This is a genomic window from Cellulomonas flavigena DSM 20109 (assembly GCF_000092865.1).
In the GTDB taxonomy this organism is placed as follows: Bacteria; Actinomycetota; Actinomycetes; order Actinomycetales; family Cellulomonadaceae; genus Cellulomonas; species Cellulomonas flavigena.
Genome location: NC_014151.1, coordinates 255,386 through 268,983, shown reverse-complemented (window position 1 = coordinate 268,983; position 13,598 = coordinate 255,386). Strand labels below are relative to the sequence as shown.

General features: G+C 76.2%; 13 protein-coding genes and 1 riboswitch. Of the genes, 5 read left to right on the top strand and 8 right to left on the bottom strand.

What is annotated here, in order from left to right:
- Positions 1-81: 81 nt before the first annotated feature.
- Both CFLA_RS01155 and CFLA_RS01150 read right to left on the bottom strand, forming a co-directional pair.
- Positions 82-1,929 carry a hypothetical protein gene (locus CFLA_RS01155; RefSeq protein ID WP_013115482.1) on the bottom strand — a complete coding sequence of 616 codons (1,848 nt, stop codon included), beginning with the start codon at positions 1,927-1,929 and terminating at the stop codon, positions 82-84.
- Positions 1,930-2,044: 115 nt separating this feature from the next.
- Positions 2,045-2,602 (bottom strand): type 1 glutamine amidotransferase domain-containing protein, encoded by a 558-nt coding sequence (locus CFLA_RS01150; protein WP_013115481.1) that lies wholly within the window; start codon positions 2,600-2,602, stop codon positions 2,045-2,047.
- A 160-nt stretch (positions 2,603-2,762) separates the two neighbouring features.
- On the opposite strand from CFLA_RS01150, the gene CFLA_RS01145 reads away from it, so the two are divergent.
- Genes CFLA_RS01145 through CFLA_RS01135 form a run of 3 tightly spaced genes read left to right on the top strand, consistent with a single transcriptional unit; the run spans position 2,763 to position 4,817 of the window.
- Positions 2,763-3,161, top strand: a complete 399-nt coding sequence (locus CFLA_RS01145; RefSeq protein WP_013115480.1) for a YciI family protein — start codon at positions 2,763-2,765, stop codon at positions 3,159-3,161.
- Positions 3,158-3,499: a YciI family protein gene (locus CFLA_RS01140; protein WP_013115479.1), complete on the top strand. Its 342-nt coding sequence runs from the start codon at positions 3,158-3,160 to the stop codon at positions 3,497-3,499. Before CFLA_RS01145 ends, CFLA_RS01140 begins: the two co-directional genes overlap by 4 nt.
- Before the next feature lie 28 nt (positions 3,500-3,527).
- The gene (locus CFLA_RS01135) at positions 3,528-4,817 is read left to right on the top strand and encodes an RNA polymerase sigma factor (protein WP_013115478.1); all 1,290 of its coding nucleotides are present in this window, start codon (positions 3,528-3,530) and stop codon (positions 4,815-4,817) included.
- Between the two features lie 88 nt (positions 4,818-4,905).
- On the opposite strand, the gene CFLA_RS01130 is transcribed toward CFLA_RS01135, so the two are convergent.
- Both CFLA_RS01130 and CFLA_RS01125 read right to left on the bottom strand, forming a co-directional pair.
- Entirely contained in the window at positions 4,906-6,114 is a 1,209-nt protein-coding gene (locus CFLA_RS01130) for an Nramp family divalent metal transporter (protein WP_013115477.1), read from the bottom strand.
- Between the two features lie 78 nt (positions 6,115-6,192).
- Entirely contained in the window at positions 6,193-6,834 is a 642-nt protein-coding gene (locus CFLA_RS01125) for a hypothetical protein (RefSeq protein ID WP_013115476.1), read from the bottom strand.
- Positions 6,835-6,916: 82 nt separating this feature from the next.
- On the opposite strand from CFLA_RS01125, the gene CFLA_RS01120 reads away from it, so the two are divergent.
- Entirely contained in the window at positions 6,917-8,020 is a 1,104-nt protein-coding gene (locus tag CFLA_RS01120) for a GNAT family N-acetyltransferase (RefSeq protein WP_013115475.1), read from the top strand.
- A 26-nt stretch (positions 8,021-8,046) separates the two neighbouring features.
- Here the strand turns inward: CFLA_RS01120 and CFLA_RS01115 are convergent, their stop codons facing one another.
- From CFLA_RS01115 to CFLA_RS01100, 4 genes are all read right to left on the bottom strand, one after another.
- The gene (locus CFLA_RS01115; protein ID WP_013115474.1) at positions 8,047-8,802 is read right to left on the bottom strand and encodes an SRPBCC family protein; all 756 of its coding nucleotides are present in this window, start codon (positions 8,800-8,802) and stop codon (positions 8,047-8,049) included.
- 75 nt (positions 8,803-8,877) lie between these two features.
- On the bottom strand, positions 8,878-10,047 hold the full coding sequence (locus tag CFLA_RS01110; RefSeq protein ID WP_013115473.1) for an ABC transporter ATP-binding protein: 1,170 nt from the start codon (positions 10,045-10,047) through the stop codon (positions 8,878-8,880).
- On the bottom strand, positions 10,044-11,849 hold the full coding sequence (locus CFLA_RS01105) for an ABC transporter permease (protein ID WP_013115472.1): 1,806 nt from the start codon (positions 11,847-11,849) through the stop codon (positions 10,044-10,046). Before CFLA_RS01105 ends, CFLA_RS01110 begins: the two co-directional genes overlap by 4 nt.
- Positions 11,850-11,908: 59 nt before the next feature.
- Positions 11,909-13,012 carry a thiamine ABC transporter substrate-binding protein gene (locus tag CFLA_RS01100; protein WP_013115471.1) on the bottom strand — a complete coding sequence of 368 codons (1,104 nt, stop codon included), beginning with the start codon at positions 13,010-13,012 and terminating at the stop codon, positions 11,909-11,911.
- An 85-nt stretch (positions 13,013-13,097) separates the two neighbouring features.
- A riboswitch (TPP riboswitch) is annotated at positions 13,098-13,224 on the bottom strand.
- Positions 13,225-13,326: 102 nt separating this feature from the next.
- Here CFLA_RS01100 and CFLA_RS01095 point away from each other — a divergent pair.
- Positions 13,327-13,593: a DUF4235 domain-containing protein gene (locus CFLA_RS01095; protein WP_013115470.1), complete on the top strand. Its 267-nt coding sequence runs from the start codon at positions 13,327-13,329 to the stop codon at positions 13,591-13,593.
- Positions 13,594-13,598 lie beyond the last annotated feature (5 nt).

Here is a 13,598-nt window from a genome sequence, read left to right as displayed (position 1 = left end):
TGCCGCGTCCGGCGGCGCCCGGCACCGCGCACGCCGACGGGGTGGGCGGGCGCCGGGACCCGACCCACCCCGTCCGTGCGGTCAGCGTGCGTGCGCCGCGCGACCCCGACCCCGTGCGTGGAGCACGACGCCACCGGCGACGATGAGCAGCGTCGCCACGATCGCCAGGCCCGTGACCTTCGCACCCGTCGTGGCGAGGACGCCCGACGCAGCGGCCAGGACCTCGGAACGCTCGGACGCCGCAGCCGCGGTCGGCGCCGCCGTGGGAGCGACGCCCGCAGCGGCACCCGCCGGCGCGGTCGGAGCCACGGTCGGCTCGGCGGCGGGCGCGGTCACCACCGCGAACGTCAGCGCCGTCTCCTCGAGGAGGGTGTCCTGCACGGAGGGCCCGGGCACGACCGCGAGCGTGTGGTCACCCAGCACCTCGGGCGCCGTCAGCCCGACGCGGACCGTCCCCGTGGCCGGCAGGTCGGCGACCTGCGGGAGCTGCAGGTCCTGCGGGTCGACGACCTCGCCGTCGAGCACGACCGCCACGGCACCCGAGAGCAGCAGGTCACGCAGCACGACCGGCGCCAGACCGGGCGTGGGGGCGCCGAACTGGGTGCCCGTGCGGCCGATCTCCACGGTCAGCCCGCCACCGGGGGCCACCTCACGCGGCGCGTCGAGCACGGTCGCCACCTCCAGCGCCGGGACGTCGAGGTCGATGCGGCTCGAGGCCGTCACCTCGTCGTCGACGAGCACGGCGACGTCGAGCCACAGGTCCTCGAGGTGCTCCCCCGCGGGCACGGTGTACGGCACGCGCACCGTGCCGTCGTCGGCGACGGTGCCCCAGAGCGTCTCGCTCGCGACGGGGCCGCTGTCGACGGACACCCGCGCACCGACCGGCAGCCCCTCCAGGCTGAGGACGAGGTCGCGCGACTCGAGCTCACCGTCGACGACGCCGCCGGAGTCCGCTCCGCCGGCGTCGAGCACGACGGGCTCCAGAGTGGCCGTCGTCTGGTCCACCGCCCACTCGATCGCGACGAGTCCCTGGTCGCCCGCCGCCTCGACCGTGGCCGCCGGGACCTGCTGGGCCACCCGCCCCGGCGCGAGGTAGCCGGACCCGCCGCCACCGCCGGCCACCCAGCTGTCGGTGACGAAGGCCCCGGAGCCGCCGCCGTACCAGCCCATGCCACCCGGGGCGCCCTGCCACGTCTCGGTGACGATCCACCAGCTGACCCGCTGGGCGCCCGTGCTGCCGCCCACGCCGCGGCCCCCGGGCACGTGACCTGCGGGCCCGCTGCCGACGACGCCCGGCAGCGCCGCCTCGCCGTCGAACACGCCGCCGCCGGCCGTCGGCGTCGCACCGAGGCCCGCACCGTTCCCGCCACCGTCCTGACCACGCAGCACCTGCGTGGGGTCGGCGTGCCAGCCGCCGCCCGCACCACCGGCGCCGGTCGAGCCACCGGCCCCGCCCCCACCGGCCACCGCGATCGCCGTGGTCTGCGTGCCCGTCCCCCGGTAGAGCGCCGCGAGCTCACCACCCACGTGGTCCGCCGGCTCGGCGTCCGGGCGCGCGTCGGCCGGGACCTGCAGCCGGTCGCCCGAGCGCGGCACCTGGGCGGTGAGGGTCTCCCCGGGGCGCACCGGGACGCTCGTGCGCAGCGCGCCGCCGGCACCCCCGGGGTGCTCGGCCACCCGACCGCCTGCCCCACCGACGAGGTCGGCCGTGACACGGGTGACCCCCGGGGGCACCACGAACGTCTGCGGCGTGAACACGTCCGGCGCGAAGACGAACCGGCACGTCACGTCGTCGCAGGTCAGCCCTGTGGTGAGGGCCGCGGACGCGCCGGGGCCCGCGGCAGCCGCCGGCGCCACCAGGGCCAGGGACGTCAGGGCAGCGGTCAGGACGGCGGCGGCGGTTGCCACGGTGCGCGGCAAGGTCGTCATCGGGTTCCTCGATCTCGTGGATGCGGTCGTTCGGCCGCCTGCACCGTTCCAGGTCGGCGTCCGGATCGTCCACGTCCGAGGGGGTCCCGCGGGGCGGAAGATTCCGCCGCGTGGGTCAGGCCGCGAGCGCCGCGTCCACCTCGCGCAGGAACGCGTCCAGGTCGTCCGGGGTGCGCGACGTGACCAGCCGGAACCCGTGCACGTCGTCCGCGACGACCTCCTCGTCGACCCACGTGCCGCCGGCGTTGCGCACGTCCGTGGTGAGCGACGGGTACGACGTGAGCCGCTTGCCCTCGACCAGGCCGGCCTCCACCAGCAGCCACGGACCGTGGCAGATCGCCGCGACGGGCCGCCCGGAGCGCGCGAACGCCGTGACGAGGCGCACGGCATCGTCCTGCAGGCGCAGGCTGTCGGCGTTCAGCGTGCCGCCGGGCACCAGGAGCAGGTCGTACCCGTCGGCGTCGGCCTCGCCCAGCGTCGTGGTCGGCTGCACCGTGCGCCCCGGGTCCTTGTCGCCGACGAGCGTCTCGACGGGGGCGTCGTCGACCGCCGCGACGTCCACGTGCGCCCCCGCGCCGCGCAGGTGCTCGACGGGGACGACGAGCTCGTCCTGCTCGACGCCGTAGTTGGTGACCACGGCCAGGACACGGCGGCCGTTCAGGTCGGTGCTCATGGGTGCCTCCTCGGGGGTCGGGAGCCCGGGGTCGCCGGGCGACCGCCACCGTAGGCACGTCGCCGCGCACGCCGCACCCGCAGGGCTGTCGAAACGGCGGGGCCTCGCGCGTCGTGGAGGTGAGCGGGCACAGTGGGTGCCCCGAGCGCTGGAGGACGAGATGAGCACCACGACGACGTACATGCTGTTGCTGTGGGGCGACCCGGACGCGTGCGTCGACCTGGGGGCGGCGTACGCCGCGCACGGTACGTTCGCCGAGCAGTGCGCGCTCCAGGGCCACGAGATCGTCGGTGGTGAGGAGCTCGCGAGCCCGCGGGACGCGCGCCTGCTCACCGTCGCCGACGGCACGGCGCAGGTCACCGACGGGCCGTACGCGGAGACCACCGAGCAGCTCGGCGGGTTCTACCTGGTGCGCACCTCGGACCCCGACGGGCTGCTGCGCCTGGCGGCGCCGCTCGTGATGGACGACGAGGGCACGTTGGAGCTGCGGCCCGTCGCGGTGCACGAGGCGGCGCCCACCGGGACGTCCCCGGCTGCGGTGGCGCAGCCCGTGGCGTGAGGTTCGTCGTCCTCGTCTACGAGGACGAGGCGATCTGGCGTGCGGCGGACGAGGCCGGTCGCGCCCGGTACGACGAGGGCCACCGCGCGTTCGTCCAGGCCGCGCAGGCCGCCGGTGTGCGGGTCGAGGCCGGCGAGGCGCTCGCGGGCGTAGCGTCCGCGAGCACCGTGCGGCACGCGAGGGGCGCGACGACCGTCACCGACGGCCCGTTCGCGGAGACGACCGAGCAGCTCGGCGGGTTCTACCTGGTCGACGCCCCCGACCGGCAGACGCTGCTCGACCTGGTGGCGCTGCTGCCCGAGACGACGCACGAGGTCCGCGAGTGCGTGGAGCCGTGATCCCGTCGGCCGGGGCCCGCACCGACCCATGACGACCGGTCAGGGCGGGCCCCCGGCCGCCGGGGGCGAGGAGGACGTCGCGGCGGCGCTCGGCGACGCGTGGCGCGCGCACTGGTCGCGCGTCGTCGCGCTGCTCGTCGCGCAGTTCGCCAGCCCCGACCTCGCCGAGGACGCCGCGGGCGACGCGTTCGAGGCCGCCGCGCGCACCTGGCCGCGCGACGGTGTGCCCGCCAACCCGGGTGCGTGGCTGCTGACGGCCGGGCGTCGCCGCGTCCTCGACCGGTTGCGGGCGCAGTCCGTGCACCGGCGCAAGGAGCCGCTCATGGTGGTCGACGACGAGATGCGGGCGCTGGCCGCCGCGACGCAGGATCCCGGCGCGCACGTCGCGGACGAGCAGCTGCGCCTGGTCCTGGCGTGCTGCCACCCGGCGCTCGCCCCGGCGGACCGCGTCGCCATGACGCTGCGGTTCGTCGTGGGGCTCGGGACGGCGGAGATCGGGCGGCTGCTGCTGGTGCAGCACACCGCGATGTCGGCGCGCCTGACGCGTGCCAAGAAGCGGCTCGCCGCGGCCGGCGTGCCGTTCGTCGTGCCACCGGCCGACCGGCTCGACGAGCGTCTCGACGCCGTCGCGACGGTGCTGTACCTGCTGTTCACGGCCGGGTACCAGCCTGCGGACGCGCCCGGCGGGCTGCGGGTGGACCTCGCCGACGAGGCCGTGCGGCTCGCGCGTGAGCTCGACGGTCTGCTCGGCGGCTCGCCGCGCGTCCGCGCGCTGCTCGCGCTGATGCTGCTGCAGCACTCGCGGCGCGACGCGCGCGTGGACGACGACGGCCGTCTGGTGCTGCTGCCGGACCAGGACCGCTCGCGCTGGCACGCCTCGGAGATCGCGGAGGGCGTGGCCCTGCTGCGGGCGCTGCCGGCGCTCGACGGCCTCGCCGAGGACCACCGGCTGCAGGCGGTCGCGGCCGCCGAGCATGCGACCGCCCCGACCGCCGCCGACACCCGGTGGGACGTCGTCGCGAGCGTCTACGCCGTGCTGGAGGCGCGCACGGGCTCGCCGGTCGTGCGGCTCGCGCGGGCCGTCGCGGTCGCCGAGGCGGACGGCCCCGAGGCCGGTCTCGCGCTCCTCGACGGCCTGGACGAGGTGCTCGCGCACCACCACCGACTGCCCGCGGTGCGGGGCGAGCTGCTGCTGCGTGCCGGCCACGGCCCGCAGGCCGCCGCGGAGCTCGAGCGTGCCCTGACCCTCGTCCCCGACACGGCCGAGCGCCACCACCTCGAGTGCCGTCTCGCCGAGGCCCGCACCCTGCCCACGTGACCGCGCCCCTCCCACGCCGCCCTCGGCGGGAGAGCGATCCAGCACCCACCGAGGGTGACGGGATCGCTCGCGGCCGGGTGGGGCAGGGTCAGGCGCCCGTGAGGAGGAGGCCCAGGAGTGCGAGGTTGAGGACGACGACGAGGGCGACGACGACGCACAGCACGGCGTGCAGCACCGGGCCGTTGCGGTCGGCACCCATGAGGGTGCGGTCGCGGCCGAGCCGCACGAGCGGGACCAGCGCGAACGGGATGCCGAAGCTGAGGACGACCTGGCTGAGGACGAGGGTCCACGTGGGGTCGGCGCCGAGCGCGAGCAGCAGCACCGCCGGGATGATCGTCACGACGCGGCGCACGAGCAGCGGGATGCGCCGGTGCAGGAGGCCCTCCATGATCGTCGCCCCCGCGTAGGCGCCGACCGACGTCGACGCGAGACCCGACGCGAGCAGCCCGATCGCGAACGCCAGCCCGATGCCGGGTCCGAGCGCGCCGACGATCGCGGCGTGCGCACCCTCGATGGTGTCGGTGCCCTCGGTGCCCTGGAGCCCGGACGCGGCGAGCAGCAGCAGCCCGATGTTGACGGCGCCCGCGACGACGAGCGCGACCGCCACGTCCCAGCGGGTGGCGCGCAGCAGCAGCCGACGCCCCTCGCCCTCGGGGGCGCGGCCGTGGCGGTCGCGCACGAGCGCGGAGTGCACGTAGATCGCGTGCGGCATGACGGTGGCGCCGAGCATGCTCGCGGCGAGCAGCACGGTGTCGGTGCCGGCGAACCGCGGCACGAGCCCGCCGAGCACGCCGTCGGCGTCGGGGGGTGACACGACGAGCCCGACGAGGAACCCGACGGTGATGACGGCGAGCAGCGCGACGACGACGGCCTCGAACCGGCGCTGGCCGTACCGGTCCTGCGTCGCGAGCAGCACCAGCGACGCAGCACCCACGATCGCGCCGCCGACGGGGAGCGGCAGCCCGAGCAGCAGGTGCAGGGCGATCGCGCCGCCGACGACCTCGGCGACGTCGGTGGCCGCGGCGACGATCTCGGCCTGCGCCCAGTAGGCCAGCCGCGGGCCACGCCGCAGCCGGCTCCCGAGCAGGCCGGGCATGGACTCCCCCGTGACCAGGCCGAGCTTGGCCGACTGGTACTGCACGAGCACCGCCATGGCGTTGGCTGCGACGAGCACCCACAGCAGCAGGTAGCCGTAGCGGGCGCCCGCGGTGAGGTTGGCGGCCACGTTGCCGGGGTCGACGTACGCGACGGCGGCCACGAACGCGGGGCCGAGGAGCACCGGCACCCGCGGCTTCACGGGTGCCCCCTGGAAAGAAGTTCGCACAGCCGAACTCTACTCGTCGCCGAGCCCCACGCCAGCCCCTCCCGGGGACCGTCAGACCGCCCGCTCCCAGGCGCGGTCGTCGACCCGCCGGAAGCCGACCCGCTCGAGGTACGCCACCGCGCCCGTCGGCGCCGTCGGCACGACGAGACGGTGCAGCCCGTGCCGCGCGAACACGTCCGAGTCCCGGTACACGAACTCCCCCGGCGTGAAGTCGCGGAACCGCGGCGTCACCCAGTCCAGGAGCACCGTGCCCGTGCCGTCGCCCTCGTCGCGCACGAGCACCACGCCGACGGTCTCGTCACCGCGCACGACGAGGAACGCGAGCTCGCCGTGCGGGCCGTCCGCGAGCGCGTCGTCCACGACCTCGGCCGGCACCGTGCGGTGCCGCGCGACGTCGTCCGCGTGCACCGCCAGGACGTGCCGCAGGTACGCGTCGTCGGACGCGACCTCGACGACCGCGTACACGGCCGCGTCGGACCGCTCCCGGCGCAGCCGCCACAGCCAGTACACGTCGATGACGGCGATCGCACCGTTCATCGCGGCGAACGCCCAGATCCCGAACACGGCGTTGTACGCGGTCGCCAGCACGGCGCCCACGAGGTTCATCACCCGGAACCGCCAGACGCGCGCCTGCATGAGCGACACGACCACCAGCACGGACCCGGCCCACCCCACGACCTCCCACCACGGCATGACTCGCAGGCTAGGCGCCGGACGCGCGCACGGTCCGGAAAAGCGGTCGACGCGAGACCGCGTCGCGCGGATCGTGGACACCATGACGAGGTGGTCGATCCGCGAGCTGTCCGCACCGGCGTCGCTCGACGCCGACGACGCGTGGCTCCTGCACGGCATGGTGGACGCGCAGAACGCGTCGACCCTCGCCCTGTGGGGGTCCGACGACTTCGCGACGACGCCGCGTCGTGCCCTGTCGCAGCTGGCCGACCAGGAGTACGTCCGCCGGGCGCGGCTCGTGGCCGTCGACGAGTCCACCGATGCGCCCGACCCGGCGCGCGTCCTCGGCTTCGCGCGCCTGGACCTGCCGCTGGCCGACAACACCCACACCGGGTGGCTGGACCTGGGGGTGCGCCCCGAGCACCGCGGCCGGGGGGTCGGCGACGCGCTGCACGCGACCGCCTGCGACGTCGCCCGTTCCGCCGGACGCACTCACCTGCTGACGGAGACGGACCAGGCGGCCGAGCCGGCGCCGGGCCCCGACACGTTCGGTGCACCCACCGGCGAGGGGCTCGTGAGCCGCGCGGACCGGGACGTGCGGTTCGCGCTCGCGCGCGGCTGGCAGCTCGAGCAGGTCGCCCGGCACTCGAGGCTCACGCTGCCCGTCGACGCGGCCGCGCTCGAGGAGCACCGTGCCCGCGCGGCGGCGGCCGCAGGCCCCGACTACCGGCCGGTGACGTGGGACGACGCGACGCCCGACGAGCGCGTGGAGCAGATGTGCGCGCTGCACGTGGCGATGAGCACCGACGAGCCGACCGCGGGGCTCGACGTCGAGGAGGAGGTCTGGGACGCCGCCCGTGTGCGGCACGCCGACGCCCAGACGCTCGGACGCGGCGAGCACCTGCTCACCACGGCGATCGAGCACGTGCCGACGGGGCGGCTCGTGGCGTACTCCGCGTTCATGATCCCGCCGCACACGGACGAGTTCGTGTGGCAGGAGGACACGCTCGTGGCCGGCGACCACCGCGGACACCGGCTGGGCATGCTGGTCAAGGCCGTCCAGCTGCAGGCCCTGGTGGAGCGGCGGCCGTCCGTGCGGCGCATCAGCACGTGGAACGCCGAGGAAAACCGCTGGATGCTCGCCATCAACGTCGCCCTGGGCTTCCGGCCCGCGGGCGGCAGCGGGGTCTGGCAGCGCACCCTCTGAGTCGTCGGCGGGGTACGGGCCGGGGCTCAGGCGCGCGCGGATGCCCCCGCCCGCCACCAGCCCGCCCAGCGGCGTCGCGCCTCGTCGAGCACGTCGGCGTCCAGGCCGTACGTCGACAGCGTGGCGTCGACCGCGCCGTGCGGCGGTGCCTCCACGGCGGGGCGCACGACGAGCACGAGCAGCGACTCGGCGATGCCCTTGAGGTGGATGCCCACCTGGTGCTCGGTCTTGTAGCGGACCCGGCCGCCGACGCGGGAGCCGTCGGGGCGCGTGGCGTCGACGTGCGCCCCCACGGGCAGCCCGCGCACGCCGTGCAGCCCGGCGCGGAACAGCAGGGGGTCGCTGCGCCCGCCGGCGTCCAGGCGGTGCGCCGTGAGCGTGACCCGGTCCTTGCCGGGGTGGACCTCGAGGGCGAACGCCAGCTGGTGGACGAACTGCGTCCAGCCCTCGTCCATCTCGTCGAAGACTCCGTCGAACGTCGACAGGCCGTCGTGGCTGGGGCGGGTCACGGTGACGCGGGTGAGCGTCGGCCGGTCGTCGTGCGCGGTGACGGTGAGGTGGTCGTGGTTGCGCCACACCAGGGAGCGGGTCGTCAGCCCGTCGGCGTGGTCGTGCTCCTCGTGCACGCCGGTGGCGAAGATCTCCTGGATCTCGGCGTCCAGACCGTCGTGGTCCCACCCGAACCAGCGGCGCACGAGCCGCGGGTCGCGCAGGTGCTCCCAGACGGTCGCGACGGGTGCGTGGACGTCGACGGCGACGACCTCACGACGCTCGAGGGACATGGCCGATCACCTCACTGTGCTGGTCGACACCGTGCTGGTCGACGGGCCCCGGGGTGCCGGGCCCGTGCCTCGACGTTAGCCCGGGAGCCCCGCGACCGCAGCGGCATCGACCTGCAGGGCGACGCGCGCACCGGGGACGCACGTCCACCCGGCCGGCGCCAGCGCGCTCACGGTACCGACGCCGTCGACGTCCACCACCACCTCCGTCCGCCCGCGCCGCGACCGGACGGCCCGCACCACCCCGCTCACGTCGCCCCTCGCCGCCCCGCGCTCGCCGCCGCCCCCCACCACCCCGCCGACCGGAACACGGCTCACCGCTTCGACCCCGAGAAGGTGAGCAGGGTTCCGGTCGGCGGGTGGGGGGGCGGGGGTGGTGGTCGGGTCGACGACGAACGCGCCGGCCACCAGCGCGAGGACGCCCCCGGTGGGCACGGGCGCGACGCCCGCGGCACCCACCGCGTCGACGAGGGCACGGACCGCGGCGGGCACGACCGCGCCGGTCGCCGGCACGTCGACGAACGCCTCGTACCCGAGGAACTGCGCGACGCGGCGCGACGCGGGCCGCGCCCACAGCGCCGCGGGCGGCGCGACCTGCAGGAGCCGACCGGAGTCCATGACGGCGACGCGGTCGGCCACCGCGAACGCCTCGTCCTGGTCGTGCGTGACGAACAGCGCGGTGGTGCCGGTCGCGACGAGCACGTCGCGCAGGTCGAGCGCGAGACGCTCGCGCAGGGCGCGGTCGAGCGCGGACAGCGGCTCGTCGAGCAGCAGCAGCCGGGGGCGTGGCGCGAGTGCGCGGGCCAGCGCGACGCGCTGGCGCTCGCCGCCGGACAGCGTCGCGACGTCCCGGCGCTCGGTGCCCGGCAGCCCGACGAGGTCGAGCAGCTCCGCGACACGCGTGGTGCGCGCTGCCCGGTCGCGCCGCACGGCCGCGGGTAGCCCGTAGGCGACGTTGCCCGCGACGTCGCGGTGCGCGAAGAGCTGGCCGTCCTGGAACAGCAGCCCGAACCCGCGGCGGTGCACGGGCACCTCGGCGACGGACACCCCGTCCCACGCGACGTCACCACCGGTGAGCGGCTCGAGCCCCGCGACCGCCCGCAGCAGCGACGACTTGCCGCACCCGGACGGCCCGAGCAGCGCGAGCACCTCGCCGGTCGGCACGGCGAGGTCGACCCCGTCGACGGCCGCCGCCGCCGCGCCCGCGTACCGCACGACGACGTCGGCGACCTGCAGCCCGTCGCTCACCACGCACCTCCGATCCCCGGGCGGCGCAGCCGCTCGCACACGGCCACGACGCCGGCCGTCAGCGCGGCCAGCAGCACCGACGCCGCGAGCGCGGCGCCGTAGGACTCGGCGCCGGGGCGTCCCAGCAGCCGGAAGATCACGACGGGCAGGGTCGGTTCCTGCGGGCGCGCGAGGAACGACGTCGCGCCGAACTCCCCGAGCGACGCGGCGAACGCGAACCCGAGCGCGAGCCCGACGGCCCGCAGCGCGACCGCGACGTCGACGGTCCGCAGCACGCGCCCGGGCGCCGCCCCGAGGGTCGCGGCGACCTCGCGCTGCCGCGGGTCGATCGCGCGCAGCACGGGCAGCACGGTCCGCACGACGAGCGGCACCGCGACCACGGCCTGCGCGACGGCGACGAGCACGGGCGACGTCCGCAGGTCCACGGGCAGCCCGAGGGGTGCGTCCATCGACACGAGGAACCCGAAGCCGACGGTCACGGCCGACACCCCGAGCGGCAGCATGAACAGCGCGTCCAGCCCGGCGACGGCCCGGCGGGCGGCGGCGCGTCGGGGGCGGCGCGACACGACGAGCGCGACGAGCCCGCCGACGACGAGCGCGAGGACGGTCGCGTCGACAGCCGTGCGCACGGACGTGCCGGCGGCCTGCCACGCGGACACGGCGAGCGTGTCCTGGGGCACCGCGAGCGCACGGTAGTGGTCCAGGCCCCAGCCGTCGGGCGTGCGCAGCGACCTGACGACGAGGTTGACCAGCGGCGTCGCGAGCAGGCCGGCCACGGTGACGCCCGTGACGACGACGGTGACGAGGTCGAGCGGCTCGCGCAGGCGCACGCGACGGGCCGTCGCGGCCGGGGCCCCGAGCGTGAGCGCGCGCTCGGTGCGGGCCCGCGCCCGCCCGGCGACCGTGAGCGCCGCGGCGACGACCACGAGCTGGACGACCGAGAGCACGGCCGCGGCCCGCAGGTCGAGGAACTGGGTCGTCTGGATCCAGATCTCGGTCTCGACCGTGCCGTACCGCCGCCCCCCGAGCACGAGAACCGTGCCGAACGCGGTCGCGCAGAACAGGAACACCAGGGACGCCGCGGACGCGATCGCCGGGCCCAGCGCGGGGAGCGTCACCGTCCGCAGCACGCGCCACGGCGACGCGCCGAGCGCGCGGGCGGCCTGCTCGGTGCGCGGGTCCAGGCGCTCCCACATGCCGCCGACGGTCCGCACGACGACCGCGTAGTTGAAGAACACGAGCGCGAGGACGATCGCGGTGAAGGTGCCGTCCAGGCCGAGCCTGCCGAGCAGCCCGCCGTCGACGAGCAGCGAGCGGAACGCCACGCCGACCACGACCGTCGGCATCACGAACGGCACGGTGACGAACGCGCGCAGCGCACCGCGCCCGGGGAACCGGCAGCGGTACAGCAGGTACGCGCCGGGCACGCCGAGCAGCACGGCCGCAGCCGTCGCGACCCCGGCCTGCGCGAGGGTCTGCCCGACGACGCGCCACGTCCGCGGCCGGGAGAACACGTCCCCGAACCCGCCGAGGTCCACGCGCCCGTCGGCCACGAACCCGCGTCCGACGATCTCCGCGACGGGCCACACGAAGAACACCGCGAGGAACGCCAGCGGCACCCCGACGGCCAGGCCCCACCCCGTCCGCGCACCCCACCCCGACCGCGCACCCCACCGCGTCCCGCCACCCGACCCGCCGCCGACCGGAACACCGCTCCCCGACCGGCCCTCGGATCGGTGACCCGGGTTCCGGTCGGCGGGCGTGGGCGCGACCCCGTCCCCGCCGACCGTCACGTCGCTCACCGATACCGGGTCCGTTCGGGGAGCCAGGTTCCGGTGGGCGGGGGTGGGGGTGGGCATCGTCAGCCGATGACGGTGTCGGACCAGGTCTGCAGCCACTGCTCCCGGTGGGTCGAGATGTCGGCCGGCGCGACGTCGAACGGCTCGTCGGCCAGCGGGGCCCAGCGCGCCCACTCCTCGGGCAGCTCGACGGACGAGCTCACCGGGTACATGTACATCGACGTCGGGATGTCCGCCTGCACCTCGTCGGACAGCAGGAACTCGAGGAGCTGCGCGGCGCCCTCGGGGTTGGCGGCACCGGCCAGCACGCCCGCGTACTCGACCTGCCGGTAGCAGGTGTCGAGCAGCGCGCGCGTCGTCGGCTCGTCGCCGCCGTCGGGCACGGTGAACGGCGGGGACGACGCGTAGGACAGCACGACCGGCCGGGGCCCGTCGCCGCCGCCCGCGGTGAAGTCCGTGTAGTACGCCTCCGACCAGCCGTCGGCGACCTTCAGCCCGTTGTCGCGCAGGCCCGCCCAGTAGTCGACCCATCCGTCCTCGCCGAACGCACCCACCGTGGCCAGCAGGAACGCCAGGCCGGGCGACGAGGTCACGGGGTCCGGCACGACGACGAGGTCGCGGTACGCCGGGTCCAGCAGCGACTCCAGCGTCGTCGGCTCCGGCACGCCGCGCTCCGCGAACCAGCCGACGTCGACGTTGAGGCACACGTCGCCCAGGTCGACCGCGGTGAGCGCGCCCTCGTCGCCCGGCACGGCGTAGGCGGCGGCGTCCTGCGCGGCGGGCGCGTCGAGCTCGACGGGCACGACGACGCCCTCGTCGAGCGCGCGCGACGCGAACGCGTCGTCCACGCCGAACACCAGGTCCCCCAGCGGCGCGTCCTTGGTCAGCACGAGCTGGTTGACCAGCGCGCCGGCGTCCGCCTGCTGCACGACCTCGACCGTGAGGCCCGTGTCGGCCTCGAACTGCTCCAGCAGCCCCTCGGACAGCCCGAACGACTCGTGCGTCACCAGCGTCACGGTGCCCGCGGACGTCGCGTCGGCGGACTCGCCGGGCGTCGCGCCGCCCGTCGCGGAGCAGGAGGTCAGGGCGGCGACCGCGACGCCCGCGGTGAGGGCGCACGCCACGCGCCGGGGGCCGGTGGCGGGTCGGGGCCGGGGGGTGCTCATGCGGTGGTTCTCCTCCGTCGTTGTCGGAGGGGTCCCGCACCCTGCGTGCGACGCGCCGTCGCCGGCACGGGCACGACGAGGCGGGAGGAGAGAAAGCCCGACTCCCTACGCCGGTACCAACCGGATCAGGTTCGAGGGTCTGCGGTGGTCCGCACTCTCAGCGTCCTGGCGGCCGCACCCGGCCGGCGTCCGACGCTCCCCTGTCGTTCACGGGCGATCCTAACCCCGACCTGTGGGACGCCCCGATGCCGGGTAGCGTCCGTTGCGGTGCCGCACCGCGGGTGGTGCAGGGCGACGACGGGAGGACGTGCGGGATGTCGAGCGACGCGCAGAAGCAGTCGATGGCCGCCAAGGTCGTGGGGGCGGGCGTCGCGCTCGCCGCCGCGTGGGTGGTCCAGAAGCTCATCGACAGCGCCTGGGAGAAGACACGCGGCCACAAGCCGCCGGCGGCGGACTCCACCGCCGAGGACATCCGGTTCGGCGAGGTCGCGGCCGCCGCGGCCATCACGGGCGCGGCCGTCGCGCTGTCGCGCGTGCTCGCGACGCGCGGTGCGGCGAAGCTCGCCAAGCGCGTCGGCTGACGGTC